This window comes from Providencia sp. Marseille-Q8014 (assembly GCF_965112055.1).
The window spans coordinates 3,898,224-3,913,851 of the sequence record NZ_CBCOPT010000001.1; the positions used below are offsets into that span (position 1 = coordinate 3,898,224).

Here is a 15,628-nt window from a genome sequence, read left to right on the forward strand (position 1 = left end):
ATCCCCCCTTAAGCGCCTAAACCAAGGCGTTCACCGGCATAAGAGCCATCTTGCACACGACGCCACCAAGTCTCATTATTGAGGTACCACAACACCGTTTTGCGGATCCCCGACTCAAAGGTTTCTTGTGGTGTCCACCCTAACTCACGCGCTATTTTGTCAGCATCAATGGCATAACGCATATCATGCCCAGGCCTATCCGTCACATAGGTAATTAAATCGCGATAATGTGCAACACCCTGCGGTTTTTGAGGATGAAGTTCTTCAAGCAATTCACAAATGGTGTTAACAACATCAATATTACGGCGCTCATTGTGCCCACCAATGTTATAAGTTGTCCCCGGCTGAGCCGTGGTTGCCACCAAATGTAATGCCCGCGCATGGTCTTCAACGAATAACCAATCACGGATCTGCTCGCCTTTGCCATAAACAGGTAATGGCTTGCCGGCTAATGCATTGAGAATAATTAATGGAATCAATTTTTCTGGAAAATGATATGGCCCATAATTATTTGAACAATTCGTGATCATGGTCGGCAACCCATAAGTACGATGCCACGCGCGTACTAAGTGGTCGCTCGATGCTTTAGATGCTGAATAAGGGCTACTTGGTGCATAAGGTGTTGTTTCAGTGAAGAAACCATCAGGACCTTCTAAATCACCATAGACTTCATCAGTAGAGATATGATGGAAGCGGAATTGCGCTTTCTTATTGCCATCCAGCCCCATCCAATAGTGGCGTGCGGCCTCAAGTAAGGTATAAGTGCCAACAATATTGGTCTCAATAAACGCCGCAGGGCCATCAATAGAACGGTCTACATGGCTTTCAGCAGCCAAATGCATCACCGCATCAGGTTGATATTCAGCAAACACGCGGTCTAGCGCTATGCGATCACAGATATTCACTTGTTCAAACGCATAGCGATCACTGTTAGAGACTTCACTGAGTGACTCTAAATTACCGGCATAGGTCAAACAATCGACAACAATTGCGCTATCGCGAGTGTTCTCAATAATATGTCGCACAACAGCAGAACCGATAAATCCCGCTCCACCCGTAATTAGAATACGTTTCAACGCCAAACTCCTTTTGTATCCACAACCCATTTCTGTGGAATAGCAGAACCTTGGATTCCTTTAAAGACCGTATGATCAACCAACATCAAAATGATATCGGCTTCATTCACTGCGGTCTCAATCGAAACTAATTCCGCAATCCCTTTAAGAGACGTTGGTAGCGCTTCAATATGCGGTTCAACCGCATAGGTTTTACCTGTATTCCAATTCGCAATCATTTTAGTGATATGCATGGCTGGGCTTTCACGTAAATCATCAATATTGGGTTTAAATGACAAACCAAAACAAGCAATAGTCACTTCACTGGCTTTTTTACCTGTCTCAGATAAGCAATCCGCTACAGCAGCTTTGACTTGGTCGACAACCCAGATAGGCTTGCCATCGTTCACTAAACGAGCCGTATGAATTAAGCGAGATTGTTTGGGGTTTTGCGCCACAATAAACCATGGATCGACAGCGATACAGTGCCCGCCGACACCAGGACCTGGTTGTAGAATGTTGACGCGTGGATGGCGGTTAGCCAAGCTAATCAATTCCCACACGTTAATATCTTGCTCGGCACAAATCAGTGATAATTCATTAGCAAATGCGATATTCACATCACGGAAACTGTTTTCAGTTAATTTGCACATTTCCGCTGTTCTGGCATTAGTAATAACACATTCACCTTCAAGGAAAATATTGTACAGCTCACTAGCACGCAAGGATGACTTAGGTGTCATACCACCGACAACACGGTCATTTTTAATCAACTCAACCATCACCTGCCCAGGCAGAACACGTTCCGGACAATAAGCCATATCAATATCAGCGTCTTCACCCGCTTGGTGAGGGAACGTCAAATCTGGACGGACTTGAGCCATCCACTCCGCCATCTGTTCGGTTGTGCCAACAGGAGACGTTGACTCTAAAATAACCAAATCCCCTTTTTTCAACACAGGTGCGATCGACTCTGCGGCTGCTCTGACATAAGTCAGGTCAGGTTCATGCTCACCTTTAAACGGAGTTGGTACTGCGATCAAATAAGCATCGGCAGGTTGTGGCTTAGTAAATGCTTTCAAGTGACCTGCTTCAACCGCTGTTTTTACAACAAGGTCCAGTTCAGGTTCGACAATATGGATTTTACCGCGATTAATGGTATCAACCGCATGCTGGTTGACATCAACACCAATCACTTGCTTTTTACGTGATGCAAAAGCTGCCGCTGTTGGTAAACCAATATACCCAAGGCCAATAACAGAAATAGTTTCAAAACTCATAATTTCACCTGATTGCTTTTTAGTGCTTCAAGAATTCGCTGACAAGCATGACCATCACCATAAGGGTTATGAGCGCGGCTCATTGCATGATATTCCGCTTCATCTGTCAGTAACCTATTAACTTCTGCAACAATTTTTTGTGTGTCTGTACCCACAAGACGTACTGTTCCCGCATCAACCGCTTCAGGACGTTCGGTCGTATCCCGCATCACTAAAACGGGCTTACCTAGCGATGGCGCTTCTTCTTGAATGCCACCGGAGTCTGTTAAGATTAGATAAGCATGATTCATTAAATAAACAAAGGGCAAATACTCTTGTGGAGTAATCAGAATAATATTATCAATGCCATGCAAAATACGTTTGACAGGCTCGCTAACATTTGGATTTAAATGCACAGGGTAAACCACCTGAACGTCCGGATGACTTTGAGCTATTTCAGCTAATGCATGACAAATACGCTCGAAGCCTCCACCAAAGCTTTCGCGGCGGTGCCCCGTCACTAAAATCATTTTTTTATTTGGATCAATAAAGGGATAATTTGCCGCCAATTTTTCGGCCATGTGCTGGTCGCTCATCACTTTATCGCGTACCCACAATAAAGCATCGATCACGCTATTCCCTGTCACAAAAATATGCTTATCTGGGATAGACTCTTTCAGTAGATTTTGACGCGAGTTTTCTGTGGGAGCGAAATGATACATGGCGAGATGACCCGCAATTTTTCGATTGGCTTCTTCCGGCCATGGCGAATATAGGTTCCCCGTACGTAATCCTGCTTCCACATGCCCAACAGGAATACGATGGTAGAAGGCAGCGAGGCTGGTTGCCATCGTCGTTGCAGTATCACCATGGACTAAAACAACATCCGGTTGGAAATCGGCAAATACCGTTTTCAATCCTTCCAAAATACGACACGTAATATCTGTTAAATCTTGCCCTGGCTTCATAATATTGAGATCATAATCAGGCGTGATCTCAAATAGCTTCAGTACCTGATCGAGCATTTCTCGGTGCTGGGCCGTCACACAGACTTTGGCTTCAAAAGCCGCATCATTAGCAAGTGCATGAACCAACGGAGCCATTTTGATGGCTTCAGGTCGAGTGCCGAATACAGTCAATACTTTCACAGTGACTCTCTTATTTTTATCTAATGCAGTTAGCTGCTTGATCTCATTATTGATAACTTTATATAGTGGCAGACATTAAGCCTGCCACTTATGTAAAATTAGGACGGGCGACGGCGTGCAAGTACCACACCAGCACCAACCAACGCACCTATAGCGCCCCAGAGAACCATCATAAAGGCTCTACGTGGGCTATCGCGTTTGACGGGATCTTCAGGTGTCCTTAAATAACGGTAAGCCTGAAAACGGTCTTGAAGGGTCGGTCCAACACTCAATGTTGATAGCATTGCCATGTTTTGATCGTAATCTGTGTCATGATCTGGCCCCGTAGCTTTTAGCGTCTCAATTTGAGCTTCCAGCAATGGCACCCCTAACATGAACATTTTAGAATCAGGGATTTCATCAACAGGCGTTGTACTTTGATTACGTGAAATGCCTTGTTTTTGAGCGACTTTCAATGCCTGTTCAAGTACATTTAAGCGTCTTTCATAAGCAGATTGAGCCACCATATCCTCACGTTTTACCAACGCTTTCATGGATTGCATTTTGGTAGCCCAAGTTCCTTTGATTTCATCATTCAGGTTAGCCGTTGCTCGCTGGTTGGCAAACTGAATGTACTGACGTAATAGCTGATTCGCATCGGTAGAGGTTTCAGCAATCAATTTAATATTGTCAGTGAGATTTTTCAGATTATCTGCTGGCGTAAATTCAATATTGTTAATCAGCTCATCTAATAATGCCGCATCTGCTTTCGGGTCATTTTCTAACCGCTGCTTGTAATAATCAGTGGTTAACCAAAATTGACGACGAGTATCATAAGAGCCCACCTGTTTGATGAACTCTTGATAAGCCTCATTCGCTATCGTTGGCAATTGCCCTTCTTGCCCCGTCGTATTAATACGAGAATCAAGATTACGCAAAAATTGTTGCTGCGAATAATAGCTGCCTAAATTATTAACAGTTGGCAGGTCGGTGATCGCGGTTGCACTCCATTTTTGCTGCATAAAATAAGATGCGCCTAATGCAACAGCGGCAAAAATTACCGCAAATGCCACGATCAAAATTTTACCTTGCCACAAAGAGCGACATAAACCACGGATATCCAATTCCGGTTCTATCGGCGGCTGATACTGATTAGGTTGTGTTTCTGAGTTTTTCACTGCACAGAACCTCTATTATTTCCGTTTGTCGTTACCGTACTGCACCACCTCTCCGCATACGACGTCTGATGCGCTTAATAAAACGAGCCACTTTCCATGCTCGTTTGATGCAGTAACCATACATAAAGAATACAAGCAAAAACAATGCCAACATGACCCATTCTGGGATAAATGTTAAGCGTTCACCAATAATTCCTATGCATGCCAAAAATGCAGCCGCTAGGGTAATTAGTACAAAAGCACCTTTAGGCGTAAAACCTGAACGCATGATTAAATGGTGAATATGTTGACGGTCCGGTGAAAATGGACTCATTCCCTTACGAATACGTCGATACATTATTGCAACCATGTCCATCAACGGGATTGCAATGATCCAAAGCGCTGTAACAGGATTCAGTGGATGTACTGTTTCCTGAGTTGATTCAACTAGGATCCAAATAATCGTAAAGCCAATAAGTGTACTTCCAGCATCCCCCATAAAGACCTTAAAGCGTCGGCCTAACAAACCTAAATTTAAAAAGATATAAGGAAGGATAGCGGCAATGAAGGCAAAACACCAAAATGCTAACGCATAGTTACCACTTTGATAAAGTAAAAAGCCTAATGCGCCAAAAGAAACGCACGATAACCCACCTAACAGGCCATCAATACCATCAACCATGTTAAACGCATTAATGGCTGCCCAAACAGCAAATAGCGTCACGATATAACCAAACGGCCCGAGCACTAGCTCCCATGGACCAAAAGCATAACCTAATGATTCTAATTTTAGGTCGGCAACCGTCATCATCACGACAGCAACAATTGCCTGCACACCCGCTCTTAACTTCACACTGATATCAAACCGGTCATCCAAAGCGCCAATTAAAACAAGTAGGCCTGCACATATTAGGTATAACCATTTGTGAGGAATGTATTCCTCCGTTATCACAAATGCGAAGCAGATGCCAAAAAATACCGTAATCCCTCCCACTAAAGGAACTAATCCTACATGTTTTTTTCGGAAGTTAGGTTTATCTACCAGCCCGATTTTCGTTGCAACAACTCGAGCGATAAAAATAAATACTAACGTGAACAAAAAAACATAAAAAAGACTGGCAATAAATTGTGCGGTGTCCACGAGTCAACTCTCTTATTCTTTATCTAATCAACCTAAAACTAAAACGTTTAAGCCCATGCAGATCCTATGACCGACAGCTAATGCATTATTCTCTCAAAAGAAATAACTGCTATAAGACGAGTCTTTAATCACGACTATTATAACTATATAAAAATTTACCCAGCTCAGTTATCAGTGTAGTTTTTTATACAGCTATGCCTTATCTGCCGATTTTATACTTAATAAAAGCAAGATGCATGCCATAACGAACTGTTATTTTCTATGATGCTAATTTTAAGTTGCTTTTTTGTTTAATAAATGAACCTTTTCTGACAAGTCAAAAAACGCCATTACCAAAATGACATAATCTTTAAATAAATGAAGACATTGAATGCATGTATTACTTCAAACCAATCAATCTTGGAATAAAACAATAATCAATTCTATGCAACGAATTGATTTTCCATTTTGTTACACCAAAAATCCAATATAAAAAATATTATTTTTTTAATAACCCTATTTTAATCATCATAAATGATATTTAATTATTATAAATTAGAATCATTCAATGATGATTTCGTTACTATAAATATAAACTTAACTTATATTTTTTATGAGTTACAAACGGATACGGATATTATGCAGGGCAAAATAAATGCAATATCCATTTGAAAATCAAAAAAATAGCCATAAAAAAAGCGCTGTCATCGACAGCGCTTAATCCATTCAACCATGTTGAAAATTTAGCGATTATGCTCTTTTCATAAAGTCGAAAAATTCTTCGTTAGTTTTCGTCATCGCTAACTTACTGATGAGGAATTCCATCGCATCGATTTCGCCCATAGGGTGAATGATCTTACGGAGGATCCACATTTTTTGTAATTCATCTTGTGAAGTCAGTAACTCTTCTTTACGTGTACCTGAGCGATTATAATCAATCGCAGGGAAAACACGTTTTTCCGCAATTTTACGAGACAGGTGTAATTCCATGTTACCTGTACCTTTAAACTCTTCGTAAATGACTTCATCCATTTTCGAGCCTGTGTCGACCAGTGCTGTAGCAATAATCGTTAAGCTACCACCTTCTTCCACATTACGAGCTGCACCGAAGAAACGCTTAGGACGATGTAATGCGTTTGCATCGACACCACCTGTTAATACCTTACCCGATGAAGGAACAACGGTATTATAAGCGCGAGCCAAACGAGTAATGGAGTCGAGAAGAATAATCACATCTTTCTTATGCTCAACTAAACGTTTTGCTTTCTCGATAACCATTTCAGCAACTTGCACGTGACGTGCTGCTGGCTCATCAAACGTAGACGCAATCACTTCACCTTTCACTAAGCGCTGCATCTCGGTCACTTCTTCTGGACGCTCATCAATCAGCAGAACCATCAATACGCAATCTGGGTAATTATGTGCAATGTTAGCGGCAATATTTTGCAGTAACATTGTCTTACCTGCTTTTGGTGGAGCAACAATCAAACCACGCTGACCACGACCAATCGGAGCCGCTAAATCCAGAACACGTGCCGTTAAATCTTCTGTTGAACCGTTACCACGTTCCATACGAAGACGATTATTAGCATGTAATGGGGTTAAGTTTTCAAAAAGAATTTTGCTGCGGGCGTTTTCAGGTTTATCAAAGTTAACTTCATTAACTTTTAACAGGGCAAAATAACGTTCACCTTCTTTAGGAGGACGGATTTTTCCTGAAATTGTATCACCTGTACGAAGGTTAAAGCGGCGAATTTGGCTGGGGGAAACATAGATATCATCGGGACCTGCGAGGTAAGAGCTGTCTGCTGAACGGAGGAAACCAAATCCATCCTGCAATATCTCCAACACGCCATCGCCAAAGATATCTTCCCCGCTTTTAGCATGCTGCTTTAAAATCGAGAAGATAATATCTTGCTTTCTCATACGGGCTAAGTTTTCTAGCCCCATGTTTTCGCCTAACGTAATCAATTCTGATACTGGCGTATTTTTTAATTCGGTAAGATTCATAATGGTGGGTTCTTTAACTCGGGGTAATTCTCGAACTATGAACGTAAATTGAAGACAACTATATATAAGATATATAACTGCCAGCTTAACTTTATAACGCCCTGTTGATAGTTACAAACAGAAACCATTAACAATGCGTAAAAATTCTTGCGCTTATTCTTGCTAAGACTGCACTAACATATCGCGGCGATTCATCTGAATGATGTGCGGCTTATTATTAGAAACACAGACAATATTAGCAATAGTTTTTTGTACATTTAAGACAACATATATCTCAATATGGCAAATTGTCAGCTTTCAACGCACGAAAAAACAAAAGCGCCACTTTGCAATCTCCACTAACCTAAATAACCCTTAACAGTTGCTGTTTATCACTATCATAAATTGATATTGTAAATGTACCACGAAAGAAATAATTGAACGTTGTAAGCGCAACAACTCAATTTTCAATTGATAATTTCAGAAATCAACACATTATCAGCCCTAGATCACATGATATGAACCACAACTGAACTGACAAACCAGATATTTTTGATAAGAGCAACGGATTACAAGGTAATTCATTCGGGTGCGATATGGAGATTGAGGATAACTTACCATGCTTCAATCAGGACGTCTAGCGGTCCCCTCTATAAAATAGATGTACCGCTAAACGTTTTATCTAAACTAACAACGATAACTTACAGATTTTCGTCTAAAAATTCTTTCAACTGAGCTTTAGATAATGCACCCACTTTTGTTGCCGCTACACTACCATTTTTAAATAGTAAAAGTGTTGGGATACCACGAATACCATATTTTGGTGCTGTAGCAGGGTTATCATCAATATTCAGTTTTGCGATAGTCAGTTTGCCTGTATATTCTTCAGCAACTTCATCAAGAATTGGCGCGATCATTTTACAAGGACCACACCATGCTGCCCAAAAATCGACAAGAACAGGTGAACCAGCTTTCAGTACTGCGGTCTCAAAACTTGCATCAGTGATATGAATAATTTTGTTGCTCATGTTGTACTCCAATGGATCATTTTTGCAGTCTTAGTGTAACATTAATTGGCAGCAGTATGCTTTATTTCAAAAGATACACTTTCGTAAACCAACCGTTAACTGATATTCTACCACACTATGAGTAAAGCACACTTGACAGAAAAGAAGTTTTCCGACTTCGCCTTGCACCCAAAAGTCATTGAAGCCCTGAATAAAAAAGGCTTCAATTTTTGCACGCCTATACAGGCTTCTACCTTGCCTTTCACTGTCGAAGGCAAAGATGTTGCGGGGCAAGCGCAAACTGGAACCGGAAAAACGTTAGCATTTTTAACGTCTACATTTCATTATTTACTAACTCACCCTGCCATTGAGGGGAAACAAGCCAATCAGCCTCGCGCCCTTATCATGGCACCAACGCGTGAATTGGCGGTACAAATCTACTCGGATGCCAAAGAACTAGCCGAGTATACTGGCTTAAAAATGGGGCTTGCTTATGGTGGCGATGGTTATGATGAGCAATTAAAAGTGCTACAACGTGGTGTTGATATCCTAATCGGCACGACTGGGCGTTTAATTGACTACGCTAAACAAGGGCATGTTGACTTAGGTGCAGTACAAGTTGTTGTCCTTGATGAAGCGGATCGCATGTATGACCTTGGCTTTATTAAAGATATTCGCTGGCTATTTCGCCGTATGCCATCCGTCGCTGAAAGATTGAATCTCCTCTTTTCAGCAACGCTTTCTTATCGCGTAAGAGAACTGGCATTTGAACAAATGAGTAACCCTGAATATATTGAAGTCGAGCCATTACAAAAAACAGGTCACCGTATTAAAGAAGAACTGTTTTATCCTTCAAATGAAGAAAAAATGCGCTTATTACAGACGCTACTAGAGGAAGAGTGGCCAGAGCGTTGCATCATTTTTGCTAACACCAAACATCGTTGTGATGAAATTTGGGCGCACCTTGCTGCTGACGGACATCGCGTTGGTCTCTTAACAGGGGATGTCGCTCAAAAGAAACGTCTGCGCATTTTAGAAGAGTTTACACAAGGCAACCTTGATATTTTAGTGGCGACCGATGTTGCAGCCCGTGGCTTACACATTCCTTCAGTGACCCATGTTTTTAACTATGATTTACCTGACGATTGTGAAGACTATGTACACCGTATTGGTCGTACCGGCCGAGCCGGTGAAAGTGGTCATTCAATCAGTCTCGCTTGTGAAGAGTATGCGTTGAATCTACCGGCTATTGAAGACTATATTCAACATTCGATTCCAGTGAGCAAATATAACAGCGAAGCGTTATTAACCGACCTTCCGACTCCGAAACGTCGCCATCGTCCGCGTCCAGGAGGGCCTCGTCGCAATTCAAATTCGCCACGTCGCCATAATGGCCCACGTAATAACCATAAACGTTCAGGCTGAGTGATAACGATATGCTGAAATCCTCTTCTCTCTATGCAGCGATTGATTTAGGTTCGAACAGTTTTCATATGCTGGTCGTTCGTGAAGTTGCGGGTAGTATTCAGATTATTTCAAGAGTAAAACGCAAAGTGCGTCTCGCAGCGGGTTTAGACAGTCAAAATAGGCTGTCAGAGCAAGCTATGGAGCGCGGTTGGCAATGTTTGCGACTTTTTTCTGAGCATTTACAGGATATTCCTAGCTCTCAAATACGTGTCGTCGCAACTGCAACATTGCGGTTGGCAAAAAATGCCGATATTTTTGTACAAAAAGCCAGTGAAATTCTAGGTAATACCGTTAAGGTCATTCAGGGAGAAGAAGAAGCACGTTTGATTTACCAAGGTGTTGCCCATACAACCGGCGGCCCTGATCAACGGTTAGTGGTGGATATCGGTGGTGGTAGTACAGAGCTTGTGGCGGGAACAGGAGCCAAAGCCGAGCAATTATTCAGTCTTGAAATGGGCTGTGTCACTTGGCTTGAAAAATATTTTAGTGACCGCGCGCTGACGGAAGAAAATTTTGCGCAAGCAGAACGTGCCGCGCGCGCAGTTATTGCACCTGTTGCCGAGACGTTAACACGTCATGGTTGGAAAATTTGTGTTGGTGCATCGGGTACCGTTCAGGCCATCCAAGAAATCATGATTTCGCAAGGGATGGATGAGCTGATCACTCTCGATAAACTACAGCAGCTCAAATATAAAGCAATTCAATGCCATAAGCTTGAAGAGCTAGAAATTGAAGGTTTAACGTTTGAGCGAGCACTCGTATTCCCAAGCGGCCTATCAATCCTCATCGCTATTTTCGAAACCCTGTCGATTGATAATATGACCCTCGCCGGTGGTGCATTACGTGAAGGTCTGGTCTACGGCATGCTTGAATTACCGATAGAACAAGATGTTCGTGCGCGAACATTGCGGAATATTCAACGCCGTTTCCAAGTGGATATTGAGCAAGCCGCCCGTGTGAGTCAATTAGCTGAACATTTCTTTTTGCAAGTCGCCAAACACTGGGAGCTCGACCTACGCTGTCGTGAGTTATTATCCAGTGCGTGTGCCTTACATGAAATAGGCCTTAGTGTGGACTTTCGCAAAGGCCCTGAACATGCCAGCTACCTGATCACCAACCTAGATTTACCCGGTTTTACTCCGGCACAAAAACGCTTATTAGCAGCACTGTTACGTAATCAGCAAGGCCCTGTTGATCTTGCCACACTGAGTCAACAAAATGCGCTCCCCATGCAACAAGCCTACTATTTATGCCGCTTGCTGCGTTTGGCGATCATTTTTGCTAGCCGTCGACGTGATGACACATTGCCGGCGTTGAGGCTTCAGGCTGAATCGGATACTCTCACGATTGTATTACCATATCGTTGGTTAGCGGAGCATCCATTACGATCAGAAAACTTGCAACAAGAAGTTCAATGGCAAGGTTATGTTAACTGGCCTTTGAAACTTGAAGAACGCAATAGTTCCAATAGTTAGTTTTTCCCCCCTCACACTCGATAAGCACAAGCAGTGTGAGGGGCAATCTCCTACTTATCTTTTTTATTCAGTCCTAGACGGGCCTTAATATCGGCAAGTGCTGATTGCCCTTTTTGCATTCGCTCCTCCGCCGTAACGACTTTCCGCTGTTGCTCCCACTCTAAATCATCTTGTGGTAATTCTAATAAAAAGCGGCTTAACTCTGGCCGGATTAGCTCCCCATATTGGCGACGTTCACGACAATGACTAAAAAAGAGCTCTTTTTGTGCCCGAGTAATTCCAACATAAGCTAGACGGCGTTCCTCATCGATATTGTCTTCATCAATACTGCTTTGATGTGGTAACAGCCCTTCTTCCATACCGACTAGGAAAACATAAGGAAACTCAAGCCCTTTTGATGCATGTAAGGTCATTAACTGAACTTGGTCTGACTCTTCATCATCTTCACCTCGTTCCATCATGTCACGTAACGTGAAACGCGTTACAACCTGATCTAACGACATTGGGTCATTCAAGTCGTCGCCTTCTACCATTTCACTCATCCACGTAAACAATTGATTCACGTTTTTCATCCGCATTTCGGCAGCTTTAGTACTGGCGGAAGTTTCATACAACCAGCTTTCATAATCCATTTCACGCAGCAAATCACGTACCGCTATCAATGGCTCACGTTCAGCCAATTTCACAATCTTGTCCATCCAATGAGCGAATTGCTGAAGCGCGTTTAATCCTTTGCCTGTTAACGTTTGCTCTAAGCCCAAATCAAAACTGGCTTGATAGAGGCTCTTGCCCCGCTGATTAGCCCATTCACCAAGCTTTTGGATTGTTTTCGGACCAATTTCACGACGTGGCGTATTCACGATACGCAAGAAAGCACTATCATCTTCAGGATTAGTCAGTACCCGCAAATACGCTAATAAATCTTTTATTTCAGGACGAGAAAAAAAGGAGGTTCCCCCTGAAATGCGATATGGGATGCGATTTTGCATCAACATTTTTTCAAAAATACGAGATTGGTGGTTACCACGATATAAAATCGCATAATCTTTATATTGTGTTTTATTGATGAAGTGATGAGCAATCAATTCACCAATCACCCTTTCTGCCTCATGATCTTCATTGTTGGCGGTAATCACTTTGAGTGGCGCACCATAGCCCAGTGTCGAGAACAATTGTTTTTCAAATACATGAGGGTTATTGGCAATCAAAATATTTGCCGCTTTGAGTATTCGCTCAGATGAACGATAGTTTTGCTCCAACTTAATCACATTCAGTTTTGGAAAGTCTTGACTTAACAGCACCAAGTTTTGTGGTCTAGCACCACGCCAAGAGTAGATAGATTGATCATCATCCCCTACCACCGTAAAGCGCGCGCGCTGACCAACCAACAACTTAACCAATTGATATTGGCTAGTATTGGTATCTTGATATTCATCCACCAGCAAATAACGAATTTTTTGTTGCCAACGTTCGCGAACCTCTTCGTTATGTGACAAAAGTAACGTTGGCTTACTGATAAGGTCATCAAAATCCAATACGTTACAGCTTCTTAAATGTAATTCGTAGCGGCGATAGCATTCAGCGAAATGGTGCTCTTTTTCACTTCTGGCACGCGCCAATGCTTGATCAGGTGATAATAGATCATTTTTCCAATTTGAGATCGATGAGATCAATTGCTGTAAAAGATCTTTATCCTCTTCTAATAAATCAAAGGTTAGCTCTTTTAGTAATGCCATTTGGTCCTGATCATCAAACAGAGAAAAGTTCGCTTTAATACCTAATGCGTTATATTCTCGCTTGATGATCTCCAAGCCAAGAGTATGGAATGTCGAGATAATCAACCCACGCGCTTCTTTTTTACCCAAGGTTTGGGCGACACGCTCTTTCATCTCACGCGCCGCTTTATTGGTAAACGTTACCGCAGCGATTTGACGAGGCTGATAGCCACAATGGCGGATCAGATGCGCTATTTTATTGGTAATAACTCGGGTTTTTCCCGAACCGGCACCCGCCAGCACAAGGCATGGGCCATCCACAAATTCAACAGCCTGCTGTTGGCTTGGATTTAATCGCATGGTTTCTCTACATCACTTAGTTATTCAAAATGGAACTCTCTACGGATTGTAGCAGAAACCTAGCCAACTCTTGAGCAACGATCCTTTATAAAAGCAAAAAACCACATCATTCATTAGACCGATGTGGTTCTGTTCTTTTTCTTTTATAACATCAATACATTTTTCTAAACTATTCGCGTTAGAGGAAGGCGGCAAAGGAGGTTATCCCAAGGAGCATACATTAAATATGTGACTTGGGTAACCGAGTGAAGCCAACGCACCTATCACGCGAAGAGTGACGAAAAAGGAGGTTATCCCAAGGGGCATACATTAAGTATGTGACTTGGGTAACCTCCGTTCAGCCAACGCATCTATTGATGCGGAGAATGGTAAGGATTATTGCGCGCTAGAGATTTTCTTCATATCCGTCATATAACCACGTAATGTCTTACCGATTTTCTCGATAGGATGGTTACGAATCGCTTCATTCACATCACGTAGTTGCGCGTTATCAGTGCCATTATCAGCAACAGGTTTAGCTAAATCACCGGCTTGCAGTTTACTCATAAAGTCTTTCAGCATTGGAACGGCTGCAAATGAGAACAGGTAGTTACCATATTCTGCGGTATCTGAAATAACCACGTTCATTTCATACAAACGCTTACGAGCAATCGTATTGGCAATCAGCGGCAATTCATGCAGTGATTCGTAATAAGCAGACTCTTCAAGAATACCCGCTTCTAACATCGTATCGAATGCTAACTCAACCCCTGCTTTAACCATTGCAACTAACAGAACGCCATGGTCGAAATACTCTTGCTCCGAAATCTTACCAGTATATTCTGGGTAATTTTCAAACGCCGTTTTACCTGTTTCTTCACGCCAAGCCAGTAGGTTTTTATCATCATTAGCCCAGTCAGCCATCATAGTTGCTGAGAATTCGCCTGAGATAATGTCATCCATATGTTTTTGGAATAAAGGCGCCATGATGGTTTTCAATTGTTCTGACAGAGCAAATGCACGCAGTTTAGCTGGGTTAGACAGGCGATCCATCATCAGTGTGATACCACCTTGTTTCAAGGCTTCGGTAATGGTTTCCCAACCAAACTGAATCAATTTGCCTGCATAGCCTGGCTCAACACCATCAGCAACCATTTTGTCGTAAGACAGCAAAGCACCAGCTTGCAACATACCGCACAGGATAGTTTGCTCGCCCATCAGGTCAGACTTAACTTCAGCAACAAATGAAGATTCTAATACCCCAGCGCGATGACCTCCCGTTGCAGCAGCCCAAGCTTTAGCAATTGCCATTCCTTCACCTTTCGGATCATTTTCAGGATGAACCGCAATCAGCGTTGGAACACCAAAGCCACGTTTGTATTCTTCACGTACTTCAGTACCAGGGCACTTCGGTGCTACCATCACAACAGTAATATCTTTACGAATTTCTTCGCCAACTTCGACAATGTTAAAACCGTGCGAATAACCTAAAGCCGCGCCTTGTTTCATCATTGGTTGAACAGCACGAACAACGGTTGAGTGCTGTTTGTCTGGCGTTAAGTTAATCACTAAGTCAGCTTCTGGGATCAACTCTTCATAAGTGCCCACTTTGAAACCATTTTCTGTCGCTTTGCGCCATGATGCACGCTTCTCAGCGATAGCTTCAGCGCGCAGTGCGTAAGCAATATCTAAGCCCGAGTCACGCATATTCAAGCCTTGGTTTAGGCCTTGTGCACCACAACCGACGATGACGATTTTTTTACCTTTTAAGTATCCTGCTTCATCAGCAAACTCTTCGCGCTTCATGAAACGACACTTGCCTAATTGTTCCAACTGCTGACGCAGATTCAAAGTATTAAAATAATTCGCCATTGTCTTACTCCATTGTTCTGTTGTGTTCGTTATGTCAGGCCCTTGG

At 42.5% G+C, this 15,628-nt stretch carries 11 protein-coding genes; 2 read left to right on the forward strand and 9 right to left on the reverse strand.

Annotated elements, in window-relative coordinates:
• Window positions 1-8 precede the first annotated feature (8 nt).
• From rffG to trxA, 7 genes are all read right to left on the reverse strand, one after another.
• Window positions 9-1,076 (reverse strand): dTDP-glucose 4,6-dehydratase, encoded by a 1,068-nt coding sequence (rffG, locus tag ACWPW6_RS17395; RefSeq protein WP_154624223.1) that lies wholly within the window; start codon window positions 1,074-1,076, stop codon window positions 9-11.
• Window positions 1,073-2,335 carry a UDP-N-acetyl-D-mannosamine dehydrogenase gene (gene wecC / locus ACWPW6_RS17400; protein ID WP_154624222.1) on the reverse strand — a complete coding sequence of 421 codons (1,263 nt, stop codon included), beginning with the start codon at window positions 2,333-2,335 and terminating at the stop codon, window positions 1,073-1,075. The genes rffG and wecC overlap by 4 nt, the downstream gene beginning before the upstream one ends.
• A complete protein-coding gene (gene wecB / locus ACWPW6_RS17405) occupies window positions 2,332-3,462 on the reverse strand; it encodes a non-hydrolyzing UDP-N-acetylglucosamine 2-epimerase (RefSeq protein WP_163863284.1) in 1,131 nt (376 codons plus the stop codon). The genes wecC and wecB overlap by 4 nt, the downstream gene beginning before the upstream one ends.
• Window positions 3,463-3,560: 98 nt before the next feature.
• Complete coding sequence (gene wzzE / locus ACWPW6_RS17410) at window positions 3,561-4,619, reverse strand: ECA polysaccharide chain length modulation protein (protein WP_163863285.1); 1,059 nt, start codon at window positions 4,617-4,619, stop codon at window positions 3,561-3,563.
• Window positions 4,620-4,650: 31 nt separating this feature from the next.
• Entirely contained in the window at window positions 4,651-5,739 is a 1,089-nt protein-coding gene (gene wecA / locus ACWPW6_RS17415; RefSeq protein ID WP_163863287.1) for a UDP-N-acetylglucosamine--undecaprenyl-phosphate N-acetylglucosaminephosphotransferase, read from the reverse strand.
• Window positions 5,740-6,468: 729 nt separating this feature from the next.
• A complete protein-coding gene (rho, locus tag ACWPW6_RS17420) occupies window positions 6,469-7,728 on the reverse strand; it encodes a transcription termination factor Rho (RefSeq protein ID WP_004915469.1) in 1,260 nt (419 codons plus the stop codon).
• A gap of 680 nt (window positions 7,729-8,408) precedes the next feature.
• On the reverse strand, window positions 8,409-8,735 hold the full coding sequence (gene trxA, locus ACWPW6_RS17425; RefSeq protein WP_096617951.1) for a thioredoxin TrxA: 327 nt from the start codon (window positions 8,733-8,735) through the stop codon (window positions 8,409-8,411).
• 117 nt (window positions 8,736-8,852) lie between these two features.
• On the opposite strand from trxA, the gene rhlB reads away from it, so the two are divergent.
• Both rhlB and gppA read left to right on the forward strand, forming a co-directional pair.
• The gene (gene rhlB / locus ACWPW6_RS17430) at window positions 8,853-10,139 is read left to right on the forward strand and encodes an ATP-dependent RNA helicase RhlB (RefSeq protein ID WP_096617953.1); all 1,287 of its coding nucleotides are present in this window, start codon (window positions 8,853-8,855) and stop codon (window positions 10,137-10,139) included.
• Window positions 10,140-10,150: 11 nt separating this feature from the next.
• Window positions 10,151-11,656 (forward strand): guanosine-5'-triphosphate,3'-diphosphate diphosphatase, encoded by a 1,506-nt coding sequence (gppA, locus tag ACWPW6_RS17435; RefSeq protein WP_154623515.1) that lies wholly within the window; start codon window positions 10,151-10,153, stop codon window positions 11,654-11,656.
• Between the two features lie 50 nt (window positions 11,657-11,706).
• On the opposite strand, the gene rep is transcribed toward gppA, so the two are convergent.
• Together rep and ilvC are read right to left on the reverse strand one after the other, a co-directional pair.
• Window positions 11,707-13,731 (reverse strand): DNA helicase Rep, encoded by a 2,025-nt coding sequence (gene rep, locus ACWPW6_RS17440; protein ID WP_249999476.1) that lies wholly within the window; start codon window positions 13,729-13,731, stop codon window positions 11,707-11,709.
• A gap of 375 nt (window positions 13,732-14,106) precedes the next feature.
• Complete coding sequence (ilvC, locus tag ACWPW6_RS17445; RefSeq protein ID WP_154623517.1) at window positions 14,107-15,582, reverse strand: ketol-acid reductoisomerase; 1,476 nt, start codon at window positions 15,580-15,582, stop codon at window positions 14,107-14,109.
• Window positions 15,583-15,628: the final 46 nt, after the last annotated feature.

Excerpts from the sequence above, each read along its gene's own strand:
- ilvC (WP_154623517.1), bottom strand. The coding sequence starts at position 15,582 with ATGGCGAATTATTTTAATACTTTGAATCTGCGTCAGCAGTTGGAACAA.
- rep (WP_249999476.1), bottom strand. The coding sequence starts at position 13,731 with ATGCGATTAAATCCAAGCCAACAGCAGGCTGTTGAATTTGTGGATGGC.
- trxA (WP_096617951.1), bottom strand. The coding sequence starts at position 8,735 with ATGAGCAACAAAATTATTCATATCACTGATGCAAGTTTTGAGACCGCA.
- wecC (WP_154624222.1), bottom strand. The coding sequence starts at position 2,335 with ATGAGTTTTGAAACTATTTCTGTTATTGGCCTTGGGTATATTGGTTTA.
- gppA (WP_154623515.1), top strand. The coding sequence starts at position 10,151 with ATGCTGAAATCCTCTTCTCTCTATGCAGCGATTGATTTAGGTTCGAAC.
- rho (WP_004915469.1), bottom strand. The coding sequence starts at position 7,728 with ATGAATCTTACCGAATTAAAAAATACGCCAGTATCAGAATTGATTACG.
- rhlB (WP_096617953.1), top strand. The coding sequence starts at position 8,853 with ATGAGTAAAGCACACTTGACAGAAAAGAAGTTTTCCGACTTCGCCTTG.